This is a genomic window from Novispirillum itersonii subsp. itersonii ATCC 12639 (genome assembly GCF_000381985.1).
Taxonomy (GTDB): Bacteria; Pseudomonadota; Alphaproteobacteria; order Rhodospirillales; family Rhodospirillaceae; genus Novispirillum; species Novispirillum itersonii.
This window is the reverse complement of record NZ_KB907344.1, coordinates 159,712-180,298: the sequence shown is the minus strand read 5'-3', so window position 1 is coordinate 180,298 and position 20,587 is coordinate 159,712. Positions and strand designations below refer to the sequence as shown.

17 protein-coding genes are annotated in these 20,587 nt (G+C 64.6%); 9 read left to right on the top strand and 8 right to left on the bottom strand.

Features of this window, described 5'->3' with window-relative positions; all coding sequences use genetic code 11:
• The first annotated feature begins 263 nt into the window (after window positions 1-263).
• From G365_RS21530 to G365_RS0113215, 6 genes are all read left to right on the top strand, one after another.
• Window positions 264-1,889, top strand: a complete 1,626-nt coding sequence (locus G365_RS21530; protein WP_019646007.1) for a helix-turn-helix domain-containing protein — start codon at window positions 264-266, stop codon at window positions 1,887-1,889.
• Between the two features lie 128 nt (window positions 1,890-2,017).
• Window positions 2,018-2,413, top strand: a complete 396-nt coding sequence (locus G365_RS0113230; protein ID WP_019646006.1) for a response regulator — start codon at window positions 2,018-2,020, stop codon at window positions 2,411-2,413.
• Window positions 2,414-2,439: 26 nt separating this feature from the next.
• The gene (locus G365_RS21525; RefSeq protein WP_019646005.1) at window positions 2,440-2,691 is read left to right on the top strand and encodes a hypothetical protein; all 252 of its coding nucleotides are present in this window, start codon (window positions 2,440-2,442) and stop codon (window positions 2,689-2,691) included.
• A complete protein-coding gene (locus G365_RS24390) occupies window positions 2,684-4,405 on the top strand; it encodes an SLC5/6 family protein (RefSeq protein ID WP_245554754.1) in 1,722 nt (573 codons plus the stop codon). The genes G365_RS21525 and G365_RS24390 overlap by 8 nt, the downstream gene beginning before the upstream one ends.
• Before the next feature lie 175 nt (window positions 4,406-4,580).
• Window positions 4,581-5,474 (top strand): sensor histidine kinase, encoded by an 894-nt coding sequence (locus G365_RS24385; protein ID WP_322095816.1) that lies wholly within the window; start codon window positions 4,581-4,583, stop codon window positions 5,472-5,474.
• 256 nt (window positions 5,475-5,730) lie between these two features.
• Window positions 5,731-6,588 carry a protein phosphatase CheZ gene (locus G365_RS0113215; RefSeq protein ID WP_019646003.1) on the top strand — a complete coding sequence of 286 codons (858 nt, stop codon included), beginning with the start codon at window positions 5,731-5,733 and terminating at the stop codon, window positions 6,586-6,588.
• Window positions 6,589-6,606: 18 nt separating this feature from the next.
• On the opposite strand, the gene G365_RS0113210 is transcribed toward G365_RS0113215, so the two are convergent.
• Complete coding sequence (locus G365_RS0113210) at window positions 6,607-7,752, bottom strand: cobalt-precorrin-5B (C(1))-methyltransferase (protein WP_019646002.1); 1,146 nt, start codon at window positions 7,750-7,752, stop codon at window positions 6,607-6,609.
• 143 nt (window positions 7,753-7,895) lie between these two features.
• Here G365_RS0113210 and yfcF point away from each other — a divergent pair, with 143 nt between their 5' ends.
• Complete coding sequence (gene yfcF, locus G365_RS0113205; protein WP_019646001.1) at window positions 7,896-8,519, top strand: glutathione transferase; 624 nt, start codon at window positions 7,896-7,898, stop codon at window positions 8,517-8,519.
• Here the strand turns inward: yfcF and G365_RS0113200 are convergent.
• Complete coding sequence (locus G365_RS0113200; protein ID WP_019646000.1) at window positions 8,516-9,196, bottom strand: DsbA family protein; 681 nt, start codon at window positions 9,194-9,196, stop codon at window positions 8,516-8,518. The two genes, yfcF and G365_RS0113200, sit on opposite strands and share 4 nt — an antisense overlap.
• A 104-nt stretch (window positions 9,197-9,300) precedes the next feature.
• Here G365_RS0113200 and G365_RS0113195 point away from each other — a divergent pair, with 104 nt between their 5' ends.
• Window positions 9,301-10,185, top strand: coding sequence for a LysR family transcriptional regulator (locus G365_RS0113195; protein WP_019645999.1), 885 nt, complete (start codon window positions 9,301-9,303; stop codon window positions 10,183-10,185).
• Here G365_RS0113195 and G365_RS0113190 read toward each other — a convergent pair whose 3' ends face one another.
• A complete protein-coding gene (locus G365_RS0113190; RefSeq protein ID WP_026345355.1) occupies window positions 10,186-11,088 on the bottom strand; it encodes a LysR family transcriptional regulator in 903 nt (300 codons plus the stop codon). It lies immediately after the preceding gene.
• A gap of 142 nt (window positions 11,089-11,230) precedes the next feature.
• Between G365_RS0113190 and G365_RS0113185 the strand changes: the two genes are divergently transcribed.
• Complete coding sequence (locus tag G365_RS0113185; protein ID WP_169545146.1) at window positions 11,231-12,439, top strand: MFS transporter; 1,209 nt, start codon at window positions 11,231-11,233, stop codon at window positions 12,437-12,439.
• A gap of 58 nt (window positions 12,440-12,497) precedes the next feature.
• On the opposite strand, the gene G365_RS0113180 is transcribed toward G365_RS0113185, so the two are convergent.
• From G365_RS0113180 to G365_RS0113160, 5 genes are all read right to left on the bottom strand, one after another.
• A complete protein-coding gene (locus tag G365_RS0113180) occupies window positions 12,498-13,721 on the bottom strand; it encodes an MFS transporter (protein ID WP_019645996.1) in 1,224 nt (407 codons plus the stop codon).
• Window positions 13,722-13,843: 122 nt separating this feature from the next.
• The gene (locus tag G365_RS23040; protein WP_019645995.1) at window positions 13,844-17,095 is read right to left on the bottom strand and encodes an ATP-binding protein; all 3,252 of its coding nucleotides are present in this window, start codon (window positions 17,093-17,095) and stop codon (window positions 13,844-13,846) included.
• Entirely contained in the window at window positions 17,092-18,147 is a 1,056-nt protein-coding gene (locus tag G365_RS21510; RefSeq protein WP_019645994.1) for a COX15/CtaA family protein, read from the bottom strand. The genes G365_RS23040 and G365_RS21510 overlap by 4 nt, the downstream gene beginning before the upstream one ends.
• Before the next feature lie 451 nt (window positions 18,148-18,598).
• Window positions 18,599-19,291: a cytidylate kinase-like family protein gene (locus G365_RS0113165; RefSeq protein WP_019645993.1), complete on the bottom strand. Its 693-nt coding sequence runs from the start codon at window positions 19,289-19,291 to the stop codon at window positions 18,599-18,601.
• 295 nt (window positions 19,292-19,586) lie between these two features.
• The gene (locus tag G365_RS0113160) at window positions 19,587-20,360 is read right to left on the bottom strand and encodes a protein phosphatase CheZ (RefSeq protein ID WP_019645992.1); all 774 of its coding nucleotides are present in this window, start codon (window positions 20,358-20,360) and stop codon (window positions 19,587-19,589) included.
• Window positions 20,361-20,587: the final 227 nt, after the last annotated feature.

The following is a 20,587-nucleotide window of genomic DNA, read 5'->3' as shown; positions in this document are numbered from 1 at the left end:
GCCGCACTATCGGCCCTTGCGGGACGCGGTTGCGGGAAGGAGGCGGGGTCTCGGATCGCGGGTCCCATCTGCGGAGGCAGGCCGGTTGATTTGCCAACTCTTGCCACGTCCTCCTGCACACCCAGAGACGGTACCCAGCCCCCGGGGCGGGGTCAACGGAGGCGACGGGGCGGATGAAAAGATTTGTAAATTATGACGCAAAAGTGGTGTAAAAAAGTAAATCTGTAAAAGATATTTCCGCCGCTTCCAGAGTGCCCCCGCAGATGACGCTGCCATCTTCCTCTCCTGCCGGGGCGCATGCCCACAGTCTGTCGGCTTCAGCGGCCCTGCAGGCCACCGGGCCCCGCATCCGGGCCCGCCGCAAGGATCTGGGGATCACACAGGCGGCGCTGGCGGAACGGGTCGGGGTTTCCGCCAGTTACCTCAACCTGATCGAACACAGCCGCCGCAGTATTGGCGGAACACTGCTGCTGCGGATCGCCGCCTGTCTGGAGACCTCGGTTGATGCGTTGTCCGGCCGGGAAGAGGGGCGTCTGGCGGCCGACCTGACCGAGCTGGCGGCGGACCCGGTGCTGTCGGTCAGCCCGCTGCCGGTGCAGGATATCCCGCATCTGGTCGGCGCCGCCCCCGATCTGGCCCGGGCGGCGGTCACCGTATACCGTGCCTATCTGGATGCCCGCAGTCAGACCGAGACGCTGGCTGAGCGACTGGCGCAGGATCCCTATCTGATGGAGACCAGCCATCAGCTGCTGACGCTGATCACTTCGATCCGCTCTTTTTCTGAAATTCTGGAGGATTACGGCGATATCGACGAAGTGCAGCGCCAGCGCTTCATCACCGCGATTGCCGATGAAAGCCAGAAGCTCAGCGGCCTGACCGGGCAGATGTTTGATTTTCTGGAAGGCCGGACCTCCCGCCGTCCGCGCCAGAGCCCGGAAGAGGAAGTGGATGACCTGATCCATGACCACGGGAACCATTTTCCGGCCATTGAGCGGGCGGCGGAGCGGGTGCGGGCCGGATTGCACCCGGAGCATACCGCCCTGTTCGCGGCGCTGGCGGAGCGGCTGCGCGACCGGCACGGCATCACCATCCGGTTCTGCCCGGACAGTGATCTGGGCGAGGCGGACAGCCGCTATGAGCCGGAAGAGCGGGTTCTGCTGCTGGCAGAGAGTCTGCCGATTGCGTCGTGGCGCTTTCATGCCGCCCGGATTCTGGGGCAGGAAGAAGCGGCAGAGGAGGTTGAGGGGATTGCCGGTGATCCACGGCTGTCCGGGGATGCGGCGCAGGCGCGGGCGCGGGATGCGATGACCCGTGCTTTTGCTGCTGCCCTGCTGCTGCCCTATCACCCTTTCCTGAAAGCCGCGCGGGAGGAACGCTACGATATCGAACGGCTGCAAAGCCGGTTCGGGGCCAGTTTTGAGCAGGTCTGTCACCGCCTGACATCGCTGCGGGTGGCTGAGGACGACGCGATCCCGTTCCATCTGTTGCGGACCGATATTGCCGGGAACATCTCCAAGCGGTTTTCAGCCTCCGGCCTGCGTCTGCCCCGTTACAGCGGGACCTGTCCGCGCTGGATCAGTCACACTGCCTTTCTCAACCCGGACCGGGTGATGACCCAGCTGGCCCGGTTGCCCGACGGGTCATCATGGCTGTTTATTGCCCGGGCGGTGTCCCGTCCCGGCGGCGGCTTCCGGGCAGCCCGGACCCATCACTGTGTGATGATCGGCTGCGAGGCATCCTATGCCCGGCATATGGTCTATGGGGATGGGCTTGATGTCAGCTCGGCCCATGCGGGTGACCCGGTGGGGATTTCCTGCCGTCAGTGCCCGCGTACCGACTGCCGCCAGCGGGCGATGCCGATGCTGCGGTCTGACGGGGCGGCCCGTTAGGCCGGGCTGCTTTTCCGTTTCCGTTTGCCGGGGAAACCTTTTAGTCTCTGTGCCGGGGGAAAGCCCGGGGGGCGTATAACAAAAAACACAACCGGGGAGCGTTGACTGTCCGGCAGGGAGGAACCGCCGTGACCCAGTTGATTCTGGTGGCGGAAGACGAACGCAATATCGTTGAATCGCTCAGCTTTCTGATGAAGCGGGCCGGATACGAGGTGCAGGTTGCCTATGATGGCCGCACGGCGCTGCGTCTTCTGGAAAAAATCCGTCCGGATCTGTTGTTGCTGGATGTGATGATGCCCGGCTGTGACGGCTTTGAGGTTGTGCAGGCCGTCAAGGCTAATCCGGCGCTGGCCGCAATGCGGATTGTCATGCTGACGGCCAAGGGGCGGGAGGTCGACCGTCGCCGGGGGCTGGAATTCGGTGTCGATGATTACATCACCAAGCCCTTTTCAACCCGCGATGTGGTCGCCCGGGTCAAGGCCCTGCTCGACGGGGATGCTGTCGCCGGGTCGCTCCCGGCCTGACGGGGGGGGGGGGGGGGGGGGATCTGATGCGGTCCGGGCAGATCTATCAGCAACGTAGTCTGGCGCTGACCCTGCTGGGGTTGGTGCTGTTCCTGCCGCCGCTGGTGCTTCTGGTGATGACCGACCGCGTCCTGTTTGGCGTGCCGGTGGTTTATCTATGGTTTTTCGGGATCTGGCTGGCCCTGATTCTGGCAGGGCGGATTCTGGCCCGCCGACTGGACCGGATTACCCGTGGCGGTGGCCGGGAGACCCGGTCCGGAGGACACGGCGATGCTTGATCCGGCCCTGATCGTCCTGATTTCCCTTGGCTATGTCGGCCTGCTGTTTGCGATTGCCTGGTACGGTGACCGGCGGGCCGAGCGTGGGCGCAGCGTGATCCGCAATCCGGCGATCTACACTCTGTCGATCGCGGTCTACTGCACGTCGTGGACCTTTTACGGTGCTGTCGGATCGGCGGCACGGCAGGGGCCGGAATTCCTGACCATTTACCTCGGCCCGACGCTGGTGTTTCTCGGCTGGTGGTTTGTTCTGCGCAAGATGGTGCGGATCACCCGTGTCCACCGTATCACCAGCATTGCCGATTTTATCGCCAGCCGGTATGGCAAATCGACCCGTCTGTCGGTCCTAGTGACGGTCATCGCCGTGGTTGGCGGCATGCCCTATATCTCCCTGCAGTTGAAGGCTGTCGCCAGCAGCTTTGCGGTGCTGACCGGCTTTGACGGGGTGACCGGATTCGAGACCCTGTCAGGGCTGGATGCGATGACAGGACCGCTGACCCTGTCAGCCAGCCTGCCCCGGGACACCGCATTCTGGGTGGCGGCGGCGATGGCGGCCTTTGCCGTGCTGTTCGGCACCCGGCACATTGACGCCTCGGAACATCACGAAGGGGTGGTGGCGGCAATTGCCTTTGAGTCGCTGGTTAAACTGATTGCCTTTCTGGCGGTCGGTATTTTCATCACCTTTTTTCTGCATGACGGGTTTGCCGATCTGGTCCGGCAGGCAGAGGATGTCTCGCTCGGCGGGCCGTTCATTCCGCCGGTGACGGGGGAATCCGCTCCGCGCTGGACCACCACCCTGCTGCTGTCGATGTGCGCCGTGCTGTGCCTGCCGCGCCAGTTTCAGGTGACGGCGGTGGAGTGTGTGGACGAACGGCACCTGTCAACGGCCTCGTGGCTGTTTCCGCTCTATCTGCTGGTTCTCAGCCTGTTTGTGGTGCCGATCGCGCTGGCCGGGCTGGTGCATCTGCCGACCGGGGCCGACGCCGATGCCTTTGTGCTGACGGTGCCGCTGTCGCAGGACCGGCCGGATCTGGCCCTGCTGGCGTTTCTGGGCGGCCTCAGTTCTGCCACCGCGATGGTGATTGTTGCGGCGATCACGCTGGCAACCATGGTGTGTAATGATCTGGTGATGCCGTTTCTGCTGCGGTTGCCGTGGCTGCGCCTGACGGAACGCGGCGATCTGACCGGCCTGCTGGTGGCGGTCCGCCGGGCCAGCATCGTCGCCCTGATTTTCATGGGCTATGCCTATTACCGGGTGACCGGAACGTCAGAGGCGCTGGCCTCCATCGGGCTGGTCAGTTTCGCGGCGCTGGCGCAGCTGGCCCCGTCAATGCTGGGGGGGGCTGTTCTGGAAAGGGGCGACCAAGGCCGGGGCGATCACCGGGCTGCTGCTGGGTTTTCTGGTGTGGTGCCATACCCTGTTGCTGCCGTCCTTTGTCCGTGCCGGCTGGCTGGATGCCGCCATCCTGCGCGATGGCCCGTTCGGGCTGACTGTCCTGATGCCGGAGGCCCTGTTTGGGATGACCGCGCTCGATCCGCTCAGTCATTCCCTGTTCTGGAGCTGGCTGGTCAACATCGGCGGCTTTGTCGGGGTGTCGCTGTTTGGCAAGCAGCAGGCGCTGGAGCGGATTCAGGCGACGCTGTTTGTCGATGCCTTTCGCCGGGCCGACAGCGCCACACCCCGGGTCTGGACCCGGACCGCGACGGTCGGTGACCTGCTGACGCTGGCGCAGCGTTTTCTGGGCAAAGAGGCGGCGGGCGAGGCCTTCCGCGCTTTTTTCCGTTCCCGTGGGCTGCCGTTACGGCGACTGGCGGAGGCTGACCCCGATCTGGTCCATCTGACCGAACGCCTGCTGGCGCGGACCTTGGGCGGGGCTTCCGCCCGGGTGATGGTGGAATCGGTCGCCAAGGGGGAAATGGTCTCGCTGCGCGAGGTGATGACCATTCTGGAGGAGACCAGTCAGGTCATCGAATACAGCCAGCGGCTTGAGCAGAAGTCGGCGGAACTGGAACGCCTGACCAGTGACCTGCGCGAAGCGAACCGCCAGTTGCAGGAGCTGGACCGGCTTAAGGATGACTTCCTGTCCACCGTGTCCCATGAGTTGCGGACGCCACTGACTTCAATCCGCTCTTTTTCGGAGATTCTCAGCGATAATCCCGATCTGGAGAATGCCCAGAGACAGCAGTTTCTGGCGATCATCGTGCGCGAAACAGAGCGTCTGACCCGGCTGATTGATCAGCTTCTTGATCTGGCGCGGCTGGAAGCCGGGCATGGTGACTGGCATATGGAGGCCGTGGACGCCGCCGAAGCCCTGCAGGAAGCGGTGACGGTCACCGCATCGCTGTTTGCCGAAAAAAAGGCGGCGTTGGATGTCGAAATCGTCCTGCCGCAGATGCCGGTTTATGCCGACCGTGACCGGCTGATTCAGGTGTTTGTCAATCTGCTGTCCAACGCGGTCAAATTTGTGCCGACAGACAATGGCCGGGTCCGGGTTGAGGCGCGGGAACACGGGCGGACCTGGCTGTTTACCGTGGCTGATAACGGGCCCGGCATCCCGGAAGGGCAGCGGGACAAAGTGTTCGGCAAGTTTGTGCAGGCCACCGGCGGCGGTCGCGACCGTCCGGCCGGAACCGGTCTGGGGCTGGCAATCAGCCATCAGATCGTCGAACACTTCGGCGGCAGCATCTGGGCCGATGCCGCGCCGGGAGGCGGGGCCCGCTTCTGTGTGCTGCTCAACCGTCTGTCACCGGGGGTCTACAGCCGTCCTCCCCCCTTGGCGTAAGGGGCATACAGTTCTTTCGCACTGCTACCGCCGCGCGGTTATTTGCCGTAAGGTACTGTCATTGGTGTTGCTTTGGGCGGTGCTGCCGATGGAACCACCGGGGGGTGGGCGTGGCAAAAACTGTCCCGGCGCGGGAGAGAGCCCTCTGAAAACTGGGTTCTGTCAGCCATACGGGGGGCGGAATTAACCATACGGTGCGGTGCCGGGGCAGTCTGTCGGGCTGTCGTCGTCCCCCCGGTCTGATGAGGTTGCTTCAATGTCCTTTCGCAGTTACGCCGCAGAAAACCGCCCTGACCCGAAAGCCCGTCAGGATCTGCACGACCTGACAGCGACCAGCCGCCGTATTGAGGAGCAGGTCGGGGGGTTGGCAACAGCGATTCTGTCGATGAGCGGTGAACTGCAGGAGGTGGTGAAACGGGCGATCCGGACCGAAGTGATGCGGATGGCGTCGGAAGGCCAGCTCGCTGCCGGGCCTGCGGTGTCTGCCCCGGCTTCCGTCCCCGATGCGACGTCTGCCTCCCCGGCTCTGCAGGCTGTGGCGTCGGTTCTGGAAGAACAGGGGGACGATGCCAGTCTGTTGAAGGTTGGCAATTTTGGCCTGATCCGTGACAGTCTGAAAGAGCTGGTCGACCGGATTGAACTGACCCGGGATCATGTTTCCGCCCTGACCCCCGCCGCCGGGGAAACAGACCAGATTCTGGTCGCAACCTCGGAACTGGGATCGGTGGTCGAGGCCACGGAACAGGCAACGCAGGTGATTCTGGAGAGTGCCGAGGCGATTCAGGCGCTGATCGATCTGTCCTCTAATACCGGGGATCTTGATCCGCTGCTGTATCAGCAGCTGGCCGATCAGGTGATCCAGATCATGACGGCCTGCAGCTTTCAGGATCTGACCGGGCAGCGGATTTCTGCTTCGGTCAACACACTGCTGCACGTGGAGGCGGAGCTGAAGCGGCTGGTCGAACTGTGGGAGATTGAGGAAGGCACCGCCCGGGCTGATATCATCCGCAACCGCCCTGATGATACCCGCGAAGACAAGCACCTGTTGCACGGACCGCAGGCGGAAGGCTCCGGGATGTCGCAGGGCGATATCGACAGCATGCTGTTTGGCTGACCGGCGTCCGGGGCAGGGTCAGCCTGCCGGGGGTTGCTCACTGTCGCCGACCAGACGGCCTTTGCGATCGAAAACCAGCACATCCACCGTCACCGCCGCCGGGGTGATGACACCCCGGGCCACTTCCGCCGCCGCGCGGGCGACCACGCCCCCCAGTGGCAGGGCGTGGGCCTGCGCCAGTTCCAGAATTTCCAGAGCGGTGTTCGCCTGCCGGGCATGGTCACAGACCGCAGGGTCCGCCCCCAGATCCCGCAGGCATCCGGCCAGCCAGTCACGGTCAACCTGACTGCGCTTTGAGTGCAGATCCATATGGCCGCAGGCCAGTTTGGACAGTTTGGCAAAGCCCCCGGCGATGGTCACCCGTTCCACCGGGTGCTGGCGCAGGTACTTCAGCATGCCGCCGACAAAATCCCCCATGTCGATGATCGACTCTTCCGGCAGGTTCCGTAAGGCACGGGCGGCTTTTTCCGAGGTATTGCCGGTGCACCCGGCCACATGGGTCAGGCCGGTGGCGCGGGCAACGTCAATGCCACGCTGAATGGAATGAATCCACGCCGAGCAGGAATATGGCACCACCACCCCGGTGGTGCCCAGTACGGACAGCCCCCCGAGAATGCCGAGGCGGGGATTCCAGGTTTTTTCCGCCAGACGGTCCCCGCCGGGAATAGAGATTTCCACCACGACATCCGGGCTGCGCTGCACCCGGGCCGCCACCGCATGCACTTCTCCGGCCATCAGCTGCCGGGGGACCGGGTTGATTGCCGGTTCGCCGACCGGCAGCGGCAGCCCGGGCTTGGTCACGGTGCCGACGCCTGCCCCGGCCCGGAACGTCACTCCGCTGCCAGCCGGGCCGGGCCGCACCGTGGCGATGATGGTGGCGCCGTGGGTGACATCAGGGTCATCCCCTGCATCTTTGATCACCCCGGCCCGCGCCCATGGCCCGCTGGAATCCGTGCCGGTTTCTTTCAATGCCAGCGGAAAACAGGGCTCCTGCCCCTTAGGCAGCAGGATCTGCACCGGATCGGGGAAGCCCGCGCCAAACAGGGCGGAGACCGCCGCCCGGGTGGCCGCAGTGGCACAGGCCCCGGTGGTCCAGCCGGAGCGCAGCGGGGCACCGGTATCAGGGTGAAGGCCGGTTTCAGCAGGGGGCGGAGTGTCGGTCATCGGGAGGGCAGTCAGCGCTAAAGACAGGGGTGGAACAACAGTGGCGGTTTTTGGCCGCAGTTTGGCACATCTTCATCCTGACAGTTTGGGGCTGGCCTGTCACTGTCGGGGGGCAAGACTATTTGCTGTAGGAAGAGCCTGCCATGAAGCTGTTTGTTGATTCTGGGTATCTGTCGCCGTGGGCGTTGTCATCTTTTGCGGCGCTGACCGTCAAAGGGGCTGCTTTTACGCTGGAGGCGGTGGATCTGTCGGTGCCGCGCCCGGCGGAGTATGCCGCCAAATCCCTGACCGGCCTGATCCCCCTGCTGGAGGACGGTGACTTCACCCTGATCGAATCGATGGCGATCACCGGCTATATTGATGAGACGGTCCCCGGCCCGGACCTGTATCCGCAGGATGCCCGCCAGCGGGCGCAGGCGCGACAGGTGCAGTCGTGGATCCGCAGCAGTCTGCAGCCCCTGCGGAAAGAGCGGCCGACGGAAGCGGTTTTCCTTGGGCATAGGTTTGCCCCGCTGTCCGCCGAGGCTGAGGCCTGTGCCCGTCAGTTTTTGCAGGTGACCAGCCGTCTGCTCAGTCACGGCGGAGCGACCCTGACCGCGACGTGGTCGCTGGCTGATATTGATCTGGCCCTGATGATCAACCGGCTGCGCCTGCATGGCGATATGGTGGGTGGTGTACCGTTGCCGGACCGCCTGACCGCCTATGCTGCCGCACAGTGGCAGCACCCGGCGGTACAGGCGTGGCTGGCTCTGCCGCGTCCGGTTTAAACCGGCAGCCCCAGAGCGCGGAGGTGGGCGAAAATCCCCTCCGCACCGCTGTAAAGCGGGGCTCCGTTGACGGTATGCGCCTGTCCGGCGTGAGTGACCCGCAGCTGGGGCACACCGCTGCCGGACAGGGCGCGCATCGCCTGACGGCTGGCGGTGATCCGGCGGTCGGTGTCGTAGACCAGTACGGCATCATCTTCCAACGCTGCGGCAAAGGCGCTGACGTCCAGTGCCAGCCCTGCTGCCGCTGCGACGGTGGCGGCGATGTCTGCCAGAACCGCCGGTCGGGCGGTATCGGCGCCATCCTGATAGCGGCTGACCTGAAGCGCATGCAGGAAGGCAGGCTCCAGCGCCGGGTCGCGCTGACCCAGCGCGATCAGGACTTTGGTCGCCGGGCCGGAATCAAAGCGGATCCCCGGAGCCGACAAAATATTCTGCCGGTATGCCGGACTGAACGGCTGGCCGGTCAGGGTCTGGATCCGCTGGTCATTGCTCCACGCATACTCGGCGAAACTGGGGGACAGCGGGCGGGCCCCTTCCCCCATGAACAGGCCGACCGGCATCAGGCGCAGGCGGGCACCGACAGCATGGTGCAGGGCCTGTAGCGCCGGGGCGGCGGCGTAGCACCAGCCGCACAGCGGGTCAAAAAAGTACTCAAAAGAGGAGTCGGTCTCGGTCATGGCAGTCTTGGGGCTGAAAAACAGGGATAGCAACCCTATTGCAAACAGATCGGATGCAGTAGTCTGAAGTCTGCGACAGATTGTTGCAGAAAGAGAGCAGATGAATGGACCGGATCACAGCGGCGCGAGTTTTTGTTGAGACGGTCGAGCGGGGCAGCCTGTCGGCGGCGGCCCTGCGGCTTGGGCTGTCGCGGGCGATGGCGTCGCGGTCTCTGGCCCAGCTGGAGGCATGGGCTGGGGCCCGTCTGTTACACCGCACCACGCGCCGGATCAGCCTGACCGGGGCCGGGGAGCAGATGCTGCCGCTGTGCCGCGAGCTGCTGGCCGTGGACGATGCCGTCTCTGGGCTGGTTGTGTCTGCGGATCAGCCGCAGGGGACAGTGCGGCTGTCGGCCCCGGCCATTTTTGCCCAGACCCGGCTGATCGCCGCTTTGCTGGAGTTTCTGCAACAGTATCCTGCGGTCAATGTCGAGATGCAGGTGTCTGATCAGGCGGTTGATCTGATTGAGGACCGGATTGATGTCGCTGTCCGTATCAGCAACCGGGTTGATCCGGTCTTGATTGCCCGGCGTCTGGGATGGTGCCGGTCCGTGCTGTGTGCGGCCCCGGCCTATCTGGCCAGCCGCGCCCTCCCGCAAAGCCCGGCGGATCTGGCCGCTCACCGCTGCCTGACGTACAGCCGGTTCGGCGGCAGCCACTGGCGGTTGACCGGCCCGCAGGGGATGGAGGAGGTGGCGGTTTCCGGCGGGTTCAGCACCAATGATTCTCTTTCGGTGCTGAAGGCGGCGCTGGGCGGTGCCGGTATTGCCATGCTGCCGACCTTTGTCAGCAGCGACCTGATCGCCAGCGGTGCATTGGTGGCGGTGTTGCCGGATTATCAACCGGAAACGCTGGCGATACAGGCCCTGTATACCAGCCGCCGCCAGATGCCGCCCGCACAGCGGTTGTTGATTGATTTTCTGGCCCGGGCATTTGCAGATCTGACGTAGTCAGCAGGCCTGAGCGCGGGCGGTGTCGAGGGCAATCCGGCGGAAGGTGATGGCGGTGACGGCGGGGTTGTGGGCCGGGATCACCACGGCCAGCCCGATCGTCGGTTCCGGTGCGGTCAGGCGACGGTAGCGGACCCCGGACACCCGCAGCTGTTCCACCGAAGCCGGGACCAGCGAGAAACCCAGTTCGGCCGCCACCAGAGACAGAATGGATGCAATCTGCGGGGCTGGTTGCCCGAGGGATGCGGTGAACCCGGCGGCGGCGCAGGCATCCAGTGCTGCCTTGCGCAGACTTTCCCCCACTGTCGGCGGGGTCAGGATGATGGGCTGATCCCGCAGGCTGGTCAGGTCCAGTGGTCCGTCTTCACCCTCGGTCGGGGTGGTGTCCGGCAGGGCGGCGACCAGGGGTTCGGCATACAGCAGGTCAAGCTTCAGGTCGGGGGCATCGCCGCCGTTCGCGCGGATGATGGCGATATCAAGATCGCCGGATCTGATCTGATCGAGCAACACCATCGAGTTCTGCTCCTGTACCCGCAGGTCAACCCCCGGGCAGGCCCGTCGGTAGGTGCGGATGGTGCCGGTGGTGATCGGGTTCAGGGCGGCGGTGCCGGTAAAGCCCAGACGGAGTTGCCCGGTTTCGCCACGGGCAGCACGGCGGGCGGCCTCGGTTGCTTCAGCCACCCGGTCGGGCAGGGTCCGGACCAGATCATGGAAGGCTTTTCCGGCATCGGTCAGGTCTGCGCCGTGTGGCAGACGGTAGAACAGCCGGGCGCCGATCTCTTCTTCCAGATCCCGGATCTGGGTACTGAGGGGCGGCTGCCCGATGCCCATGCGTTCTGCGGCGCGGGTGAAGTTACGCTCTTCTGCCACCGCAAGAAAATAACGGATGTGGCGCAGATCCACCGCCATCTCCAAAACAGATGATGATTGCCAGTTCCATATATTAGACGCATTCGCTGATGCGGTATACACCGGAGAGACCAGCCGGTTTTCCTTCTGACCGGGCGGTCCCCGGTACAAAACGAGTCTTCAGATTATGGCAACGATGACGGCCCCAGCTCCCCAGACGTCTCAGGCCCTGTCCCCGCCCTCCGCTTCCTTCGGGCGGACACTGGTGGCGATGTTCTGCGCTGGATTTTCCACCTTTGCCACCCTGTACTGTGTGCAGCCGGTTCTGCCGGATATTGCGGCTGAGTTTCAGGTCAGCGCGGCCCAGAGTTCCCTTGCCCTGTCCCTGTCGACCAGTTTTCTGGCGCTGGCGATCATGGCGTCCAGCGTGGTGTCGCAGGCGCTGGGGCGGCGGGGATTGATGTTTGCGTCGATGCTGCTGGCGTCTGTGCTGAACACCGCGCTGGCGCTGGTGACAGACTGGCCGCTGCTGCTGGTGATCCGGGCCCTTGAAGGCTTTGTGCTGGGCGGTGTGCCCGCTGTGGCCATGGCCTATCTGGGCGAAGAGATTGATCCGGCCCGTCTGGGCAAGGCGATGGGGGTCTATGTCGGCGGGACGGCGCTGGGCGCGATGATCGGGCGGGTCGGGCTGGCGCAGCTGACGATGGTGATGAGCTGGCATCAGGCGCTGGGCGTGATCGGCGTGTTCTGCATTCTGTCGTCGCTGGCGTTCTGGGTGCTGCTGCCGCCGTCGCGCAATTTCACCCCGACCCGGGGGGCCGGGCTGCCGGTGCATCTGGGGCTTTGGGCCGGGCGGCTGAAAGACCCGTCGCTGCGGGGTCTGTATTTCCTCGGGTTTGTGCTGACCAGTGTGTTTGTATCGGTGTTTAACTACAGCACATTCCGTCTCAGCGGTGCCCCTTTCGGGCTGGGGCCGCGTGAGATCGGGCTGGTGTTTCTGGCGTATATCTTCGGGGTGTTTTCGTCCTCGCTGTCCGGTCAGGTGACGGCCCGGCTGGGGGTGATGCCGACCCTGCTGATCAGCTTCGCGATGATGGGGGGCGGGGCCCTGCTGACCCTGCCGGAGTCGCTGCCCCTGACCGTCACCGGCATTGTGCTGATTACCGCCGGGTTTTTCATCGGCCATTCGGTGGTCAGCAGCTGCGTCGGGCGTTGCTCCCCCACCCATAAAGGGCATGCCGCGTCGCTGTACCTGCTGTTTTATTACATGGGGGCCGGGATTTCCGGCACCGGGGCAGGCTGGCTGTGGCAGCACGGCGGCTGGAATGCCGTAGCGCTGACCACCCTGCTGTTTTCGCTGGCCGGGGCTGGGGTGGCGGTGTGGATGCGGCAGCGGTTTTCATGAAAGCAAAACGGGGGGAGGCGACGGCCTCCCCCCGTTGTCTTTGCTAGGGCGGGTATGGTCAGGCGGTGGCAGCCTGTTCCTGCCGTGCATCGGCGATCGGCAGATGCAGGAAGGCGGCGACAACCCCGAGTGCGATTGATCCCCACCAGACCAGGTCATAGGACCCGGTAGCATCAAACAGCAGCCCACCGGCCCATACCCCGGTGAAAGAGCCGATCTGGTGACTGAAGAAGACAATCCCGAACAGGGTGCCCATGTAACGGGTGCCGTACAGGGTGGCGATGATCTGGCTGGTCAGCGGTACGGTGCCCAGCCACAGCAGCCCCATGGTGGCTGCAAACAGGATCACGCTGACTTCTGTGGTCGGCAGGGTGATGAACAGCGCTACGGCAATACCGCGCAGCAGATAGATCAGGCTGAGGATCTTGCGCGGACGGCGGCTTTGCCCCAGAACACCGCATCCCCAGCTGCCGATGATGTTAAAGCCGCCGATGATCATCAGGGCGGTGGCCCCCAGAGCGGCGGGCATATGGCACAGGGCCAGATAGTTCGGCAGGTGTACGCCGACAAACGCCACCTGAAAGCCGCAGACAAAAAAGCCGAGTGACAGCAGCTGGAAGCTGCGGTCATTCCACGCGTCTTTGATGACCGCCCCCATCGACTGGGTCGGTCCGGCCTGCGGATGATTCAGGGATGGTTCAACCAGCGCCAGCGCCAGCGGCACCATCAGCAGGGCGATCACGGCAAGCACCAGCATGGCCTGCACCACCCCGACCGAGGCAATCAGCCCCGATGCCACCGGAATCACCGCCATCTGCCCGAAGGAGCCGCCGGCACTGGCGATACCAAGGGCCATCGAGCGTTTTTCCGGCGGGGCGGCCCGCCCGATCACCCCCAGCACGGTGCCGAAGGTGGTGCCGGACAGGGCCAGACCGATCAGAATGCCGGTTCCGGCAAAGGCGCCGCCCGCAGTGTTGGCCCACGCGGTCAGCCCCAGACCAACGGCATAGGTGATGCCGCCGAGAATTGCCACCCGGTGAGCGCCCCAGCGCTCCGCGAGGGCAGAGGCAAAGGGTTGGGCCGCGCCCCACAGCAGGTTCTGAATGGCAAGGGCAAAGGAAAATGTGGCGACCGGCCAGGCATTCTGTGCCGACAGCGGACCGATAATCAGCCCGAAGCTCTGACGGACACCCATGGCCAGACTGACCAGCAGGGCGCCGCACAGCAGGACGACAAGAAAAGAACGGGATGCGGCGCGGGGAGACGCGGCAGGCGTGGTCATGGCGGAATGCTCCGGCGGGTCACCCGGCAGGGCCGGATGGGGCAGTCAGGGGGAACTGTCACTATGCCCGGACTTCCAAGGGATTTCGACAAAACTCTCCGAATGCTTTGTATTATTAAATCTTATGCAGGGCTGTCCTGCTCCTGCCCCTGAGGCGGGCTGATCAGTCGCGATTCGGGGAACCAGACGGTCACCGTGGTACCCTGTCCCGGTGTGCTGTGGACCGACAGCACACCGTCATGCAGGGCGACAAGGGCCTTGGTCAGGGGCAGGCCAAGGCCGGTTCCCTCCTGCCGCCGGGCCAGTCCGCTGTCAACCTGCCGGAAGGGGGTCATGGCAATGGCGATCTCTTCCTCGGTCATGCCGATGCCGGTATCGGTGACCCGGAGGGACAGGCCATCGCCGGGTTTCCAGTCCACCGCCGTGGTGACTGATCCGCCGGGCAAGGTGAACTTGATGGCATTGGACAGCAGATTCAGCAGTACCTGTTTCAGCCGCCGCAGATCTGCCCGCAGCACCGGCAGGCCCGGCGGGCAGACCGCGACGATAGTGACCGATCCGGTAGCAGCCCGTTCCCGCACCAGCCGCAGCGAAGCCTGTAGCAGATCGCCCAGATCGACATCCTCCTCACTCAGCACCAGCTGTCCGGCTTCGATTTTTGAGACATCAAGGATGTCGTTGATGATATCCAGCAGATGGCGGCCTGATTCGTGGATGCTGCCTGCATAATCCTTGTATTTGGGGCTGCCGACCGGGCCGAACATCTCGCTGGCCATCACTTCAGAGAAGCCGATGATGGCGTTCAGCGGGGTTCGCAGTTCATGACTCATGTTGGCGAGGAATTCGGATTTGGTCCGGTTGGCGGCATCGGCATGGTCGCGGGCGGTCCGCAGTTCGGTTTCCACCTGCCAGTGGGCCAGTTCCGCGCCGGTCCACAGGGCCATCAGTTTGATGATCTCGGCATCGGTGGCGGAAAAAGGCCGGTCACGCGCTGTTTCGGCACAGAAACCAAGGACGCCGTGGACCGTGTTGCGGACCATCACCCGCATCCCGATGTAGCTGCCGATCTGCAGGGGGATGCCGTCAGACGGGCTGGGGCAGGGTGGCATCTGGGCCTGCCAGAACGGATCCTGCGTATCCGGCACGGCAATCGGTTCCAGTGTCTCCACCGCATACTGGCACAGGGTATCGGCCATCGGCACCGCCATGCCCCGGGCCAGTGATCCGGCCGGGGCCATCACTTCATCAAACACCGCCATCTCGCCCTCGACCCGCATCAGGAAGGCGATGGTCATGCCAAAGCGCTGGTTCCCGAAGCGGAGCAGCGCCGCCAGTTTTTCATCCATGCCCCGGTTGGGGGCGCTGGTGATGCGGTGCAGGGTCCGCAGATCGGCTTCCGAGGCGGACAGGGCCATTTCCGCCTGTTTCCGCTCGGTGATGTCGGTGTAAACGCTGACGGTCAGGCCATCATGGGTGCGGCGTTCGGTGGCGAGTACGGCGGCTTCATCCGGGAAGGAGAGTTCGCGCACGATCAACCCGTCGGTCGCGTGTTGTGACAGCCAGCGGCTTTCCAGCGCGCTGCGTTCGGTCAGCGAGAATTCATCCGTCTCGGGCAGCAGCGCGGCGCTGAGGTGTTGCAGAAAATCGGTATAGGGCAGGCCGGGATGACACTGATCGGTCAGGAATGGGAACAGATCCAGCAGCGCACGGTTATGCAGGATCAGCCGGTCATCCTCGCCCCACAGCAGAAAACCTTCGGAAATGCTGTCGATTGCGGTCAGCAGGCGGTTTTCCGCCGCCGAGGCCCGCAGTTTGCTCTCTTCCTGCTCCGTGATTTCAATCGCGATGCCGCGATAGCCGAGAAAGTGCCCGGTATCGCTGTAAAACGGCCTGCCGCTGGTACGGATCCAGCGGCGGCGGTTGGTCGGGTCGAACAGGAAGAACGTCAGGTCACGGAAGGGTCTCTGGTTTTCCAGCGTTGTCAGGTGACCGGCGATCAGATCCGGCGGATTTCCGGCGGCGGCCATGATTTCCACCCGGGTCTGTCCCAGCGTCATGTGAGGGGTGAAGGCATCGGCCGGGGCTTCGCGGACTGAGAACCACGACAGGCGATGATTTTCGTCCGACTCCCAGAACCAGTCGGAGGTCGCCGTGGCCAGATCACGGAACCGCTGCTCGCTGTCACGCAACTGGTCGGTCCGGCTGGCGACCTCAAGCTCCATCCGGTCCCGGGCGGCCCGCAGATCCGTTTCCATCTGCCGCAGTACTGAAAGATCGGAAACCAGAAGATGGTGGCGCGCTCCCGGCGGCAGACCGTCGGCAGGGGGCAAGGGGGTCAGCTCCAGCCGCAGATGGCGGGGTGTCCCAGAGTGGCTGTCGGTCAGCTCGACGGTGGCGGGCTTGCCGCCCTGCGCCAGAGCCAGACACCGGCTGACCGCACTGGCGTTGCCGGGGAAGTGGTCATGCAGCAGCACCGGCCAGCGTGCCGTGCTGTCGTCTCCCGAGGACGGGGACAGGAAGCGCCGGTAGGCGGCATTGGCCCACAGGCAGGCTCCCCCGCCGTCAACAACGGCCTGTAACGTCGGCTGGGTGTCGAGCAGATCCCACGGCGACAGGGGTGGGGTCAGGCCGCTCAGGGTCGCCGGGGAGGCTGGGTCCGGCAGGGTCCTCGGTTCAGCGGCCCGGACCGCCGCTGAGGAGACCGGCCCCCGTTTCCGCAGGGAAAACGCCGCTGCCAGCAGGCACAGGGTGCCAAGCATCAGGAACAGGCTGACGCGGGAGCCGGGGCCGAAGCTTTCCATCAGTGGCGCGAGGGCCGGTGCGGTCAGGGTCAGGGACAGGACGGCGACCGTCCGTCCGTTGCTGGTCAGCGGGATCATCACCAGAACCGAAGGGGTGCCCCCGGCGGCGGGAGAGAGCAGCAGCGGGCTTCGGTCCGGCAGGTCAGCAATGATACTTCCGGACAGGGCCCGCTCCAGCAGGTCGATCCGCGGTTCACGCTGGCCGGTGCGCCCGGGCAGGGTGGCCGCGCCGACGCTGCCGTCCGGCAGCAGCAGGGCGGCGTCCGTGATGTCCAGCAGGACCGGGGGGCGGGTCAGCTGGCGCAGGGTCTCTGCCAGCAGATCCGGCGGCAGGGTGGTGGGATACCCATCGGCACCGCGCGGGACAGTCTTCAGGGCCGTGCTGACCAGCGTGTCGCCGGTTGAAGACAGCCGCGAGACCGCCGTGTGGGCGATGGCCTCGCCATACCGGCCAACCGCGCTGCGGACCTGCTGGGCCCATTGCCATTGCGCCAGCAGGGCGAGGATGCCCAGCAGGGCTGACAGCGTCAGCAGGGTCACCGGCACCAGACGGCGCATCCGCTGGATGATCATGACGGTTCCCCCTGGGTCGCAGGTGTCTGGCCCGGCCGGCCCGAGCAGTGAAGCAGGATGATAAGAAGCGTGACAGTCAGCATGCCGCCACTTTGATGGGCCACCCCCAGCGGGACAGGGACGGCCTGCAGCAGGGTGACGATGCCCAACCCGGCCTGACCCAGCCCGGCCGCTGCGGTTGCCAGCCCGGCCTGCCGCACGGATGCGCGGCGATGGCGGCGCCACACCAGCAGCCAGCCGGTGAGCAGGGCTGCGACGGTCAGGATGGCAAGAGCGCGGTGGGTGAACTGGACGGTTGCCGGATCACTGACCAGCAGGGTCAGCACCGGGCCGGGGGGCCACAGGGCGGCGGCGGACAGGTCCGGCGGCAGCAGTGCATCCCCCATCAGGGGGAAGGTATTGTAAAACAGTCCGGCATCCAGCCCGGCGGTAAAGGCCCCCCAGGTCAGGGTCAGGGCGGTCAGCGCTGTCAGGGCCACGGCGGCCGGATGGGGGCGGCGTGCCGGGATCAGGCTGACGCGTCCTTCCGTCGTGTGGGTCAGGGTCAGGGCGGTGTGCAGCAGCAGGCCATAGACAAGGACTGCCATCAGGAAGTGTGCCGCCAGCCGGTAATGGCTGACATCGGGCCGGTCCACCAGACCGCTGGCCACCATCAGCCAGCCGAGTCCCCCCTGTGCTCCGCCGAGCAGGAACAACACCCCCATCCGCTGGATCAGCGGCGGGGCAAGGCTGCGGCGCAGGGTCAGCAGCAGCAGCGGGCATAGAACCAGAACACCGATTGCCCGGCCCCACAGGCGATGGATGTATTCCAGCCAGAAAATGCCTTTGTATTCCTGAAGGGTCATCCCGGTGGTGCGATGCCTGTATTCCGGGCTCAGCCGGTATTTCTCAAAGTCGGCCATCCACTGCGGTTCCGTCAGGGGGGGCAGAACGGTCAGGGGCTTCCATTCCACCATCGACAGGCCGGACTCCGTCAGCCGGGTGGCTCCGCCAAGGGCAACCATGATCAGAAGGGCCGCGCACAGCGACCACAGCCACAGCCGCACCCACATCAGCCACCGCAGTCCGGCAGGGGAGCTGACGGTAGGGGTCCCCTCCGGCGGCAAGGGACAAGGGGCGGGTAAGGGTGTGTCGGGCGGCGGCATTGCGGCGGGCACACTCCGGGGGCTGGAGCATTTTCCGGTTACGTGGACCTCGGCAAACCGGCAAATTCTCTTTTGCAACGATCGGACGTCAGAGCGCTTTCAGCCGTAAAACCGGTGTCCACTTCCGCTGAGAACGCCTTCGGGCGGGATTTGTTCCTACCTGAAAAAGGATGCCATGCTTCGCCGGGATGGCGAACAGGAACTTTCCGGTAAGACACAGCAGAGACCCAATTTTTTCCGGTTGTTCCGGTTCCGGTCACAGGGGCGGTATCAGACGGACCGGGGCCGGATGGTGAGATCCGGCCCCGGAGAAACGGGATATCGTTACGGAATGAAAATGAGAGCCCCGGTCTGTGCTTCATCCGCCTTTCAGGCGGGCGGAGGAGGTGTCTGCAAGGGCATTGTAGGCGGCGGCGATGCATTCCACCGCCCGCTCGGGGTCATCAAGGCGGTCCGTGTTCAGGATCATGTCAAAGGTCGAGGCATCGCTGTTGCGGGCATGGAACAGTTCCCACACAAAGCGACCACGATTGTGGTTGATGGCCTCAATCTGGACCCGGGCCTCGTCCATCGACAGGGAATACCGCGCCGCGACCCGGCGAGCACAGACATCGGGCGATGCGGTGATCCGCAGCCGCAGGGCGCAGGAGGTGGACAGGATGACGTTCGATCCCCGGCCAAGAATGATGCCACCGACGCGGGCCAGACTCAGCACCACATCAACGAGACACCGGCGGTAGGCGTCTTCCGACAGGTCTTTGCCGGTGAACAGACGCATCAGCCACATATCCCGGGCCCGGGCATTGGATTCATCCAGCTGCTTCAGGGTGGCGGGGTCGGTTTCCAGCCGCTTTGCGATGTGGTCGAGGATTTCGCGGTCATAAACCGGCAGATCCAGCCGTTTCGACAGGGCAACGGCGATCTGACGTCCAAGGGCACCGTGATCGCGGGAGATGGAGATGACCGGCTTGGGCGGGCGGTGCAATGCGCCGTCCGCCGGGGTGCCGGATGCCATCATCAGGGCCTGCATGGCAGAATGAAGGGTGGTCATGGGTCCCTCCCGCGACTGTGGCTCCCTGTCGCCTGTACCGGGGTGGCGGCAGTGTCTGTCGTGCAGGCCATGGGCGGTCGTTGTGACCTCCGGGGGTGTCCCGGTGCCCCCTCTGGGGGGCGGGTCTGCTCCATGGTCCGGAGCCTGTTACCTGAGGATCAGTATACCACAGGCCGGGGCGTGTCGGTATCACCAACCTGCGGATGGTCTATTTCTGCCGGGGCGTGCCCCCAGATGCCGACAGCCCCGCTTTTGGGCGGGGCTGTCGGGGAAAGGTCTGGCAGGGACAGGCGGATTATCCGAACAGTTTGTCGATTTCGTCCTGCGAGATGCCGTTGTTTTCCAGCTGCGGGCCATTCAGCAGGCGGCGTTCGTCGTCCTGCGCGAATTCGTCCGGCAGTTCGGAAATCAGCTCCTGGAAGGTCTCCTGACCCCAGATGCTGATCATCCGGTCCACGCGGTCTTCGACAAACTTCAGGGTATTGACCACCTTGGTGATGCGCTGGCCGGTGATGTCCTGGAAGTTGCTGTGTTCGTAGATTGACATGATGTGGTCGCTCAGCTCTTCGGCCTGCTGCCGGACATACACATCGACGCTGGCCCGCAGGGCGTGGGCGATGGTGTCAATCTTTTCCGCAGCTTCCAGAATACCGTGCGTGGCGTTTTCGGTCGCCCCGACGACGGCATCCAGTTCACCGGCGACCACTTCCAGCCGGTCGGCGTCCCGGGCCCGCAGATGGGCAATTTCGCGCTTGGTTTCCTGAATCGAATTGGCGAGGGCGCGCAGCTCCATTTTCAGCACCCGGACCTCGGCCCGCTGGCGTTCGTATTCCACCAGCAGCGGGTCTTTCGTCTCTTCCTCTGCCTGCGGGGTCTCTTCCGGCGGAAGGACGTGATTGCGCAGCAGGTGCGACAGGACCCGGACTTCATCCCGCAGGGCCTCAACTTCGTTCAGGACGCGCGGATCCCCCCGCAGGCCCTGTCCGTCACCGCCACTTTCCAGCCCCAGCTTATGCAGCCTCTGGAGTTCGGCGGTATAGGTCTTGCGCGACTGTGACGTATTGGTCATGCCCGAACCTCTTTCTATCCCCTTGTCTTCCGCCACAGTGGCCGGTCCGGTCTCTCAAAGCCGTCAGCCGGGGCCGGGCGGAACGCTCTCCCTCCGGGTGTCTGCAGACACCCGGGTCATCTTCCCTTAAAGCATACGTATCAGAATATACCGCTGTTGCGGAGGCGGATGGCGGCAGGGCCGTGAATTCACCTTCCGGAACAGGGACTATATCAAGACCGGTCCGG

Excerpts from the sequence above, each read along its gene's own strand:
- G365_RS21530 (WP_019646007.1), top strand. The coding sequence starts at position 264 with ATGACGCTGCCATCTTCCTCTCCTGCCGGGGCGCATGCCCACAGTCTG.
- G365_RS21525 (WP_019646005.1), top strand. The coding sequence starts at position 2,440 with ATGCGGTCCGGGCAGATCTATCAGCAACGTAGTCTGGCGCTGACCCTG.
- G365_RS24390 (WP_245554754.1), top strand. The coding sequence starts at position 2,684 with ATGCTTGATCCGGCCCTGATCGTCCTGATTTCCCTTGGCTATGTCGGC.
- G365_RS24385 (WP_322095816.1), top strand. The coding sequence starts at position 4,581 with ATGGTGGAATCGGTCGCCAAGGGGGAAATGGTCTCGCTGCGCGAGGTG.
- G365_RS0113215 (WP_019646003.1), top strand. The coding sequence starts at position 5,731 with ATGTCCTTTCGCAGTTACGCCGCAGAAAACCGCCCTGACCCGAAAGCC.
- G365_RS0113210 (WP_019646002.1), bottom strand. The coding sequence starts at position 7,752 with ATGACCGACACTCCGCCCCCTGCTGAAACCGGCCTTCACCCTGATACC.
- yfcF (WP_019646001.1), top strand. The coding sequence starts at position 7,896 with ATGAAGCTGTTTGTTGATTCTGGGTATCTGTCGCCGTGGGCGTTGTCA.
- G365_RS0113200 (WP_019646000.1), bottom strand. The coding sequence starts at position 9,196 with ATGACCGAGACCGACTCCTCTTTTGAGTACTTTTTTGACCCGCTGTGC.
- G365_RS0113195 (WP_019645999.1), top strand. The coding sequence starts at position 9,301 with ATGGACCGGATCACAGCGGCGCGAGTTTTTGTTGAGACGGTCGAGCGG.
- G365_RS0113185 (WP_169545146.1), top strand. The coding sequence starts at position 11,231 with ATGACGGCCCCAGCTCCCCAGACGTCTCAGGCCCTGTCCCCGCCCTCC.
- G365_RS0113180 (WP_019645996.1), bottom strand. The coding sequence starts at position 13,721 with ATGACCACGCCTGCCGCGTCTCCCCGCGCCGCATCCCGTTCTTTTCTT.
- G365_RS23040 (WP_019645995.1), bottom strand. The coding sequence starts at position 17,095 with ATGATCATCCAGCGGATGCGCCGTCTGGTGCCGGTGACCCTGCTGACG.
- G365_RS21510 (WP_019645994.1), bottom strand. The coding sequence starts at position 18,147 with ATGTGGGTGCGGCTGTGGCTGTGGTCGCTGTGCGCGGCCCTTCTGATC.
- G365_RS0113165 (WP_019645993.1), bottom strand. The coding sequence starts at position 19,291 with ATGACCACCCTTCATTCTGCCATGCAGGCCCTGATGATGGCATCCGGC.
- G365_RS0113160 (WP_019645992.1), bottom strand. The coding sequence starts at position 20,360 with ATGACCAATACGTCACAGTCGCGCAAGACCTATACCGCCGAACTCCAG.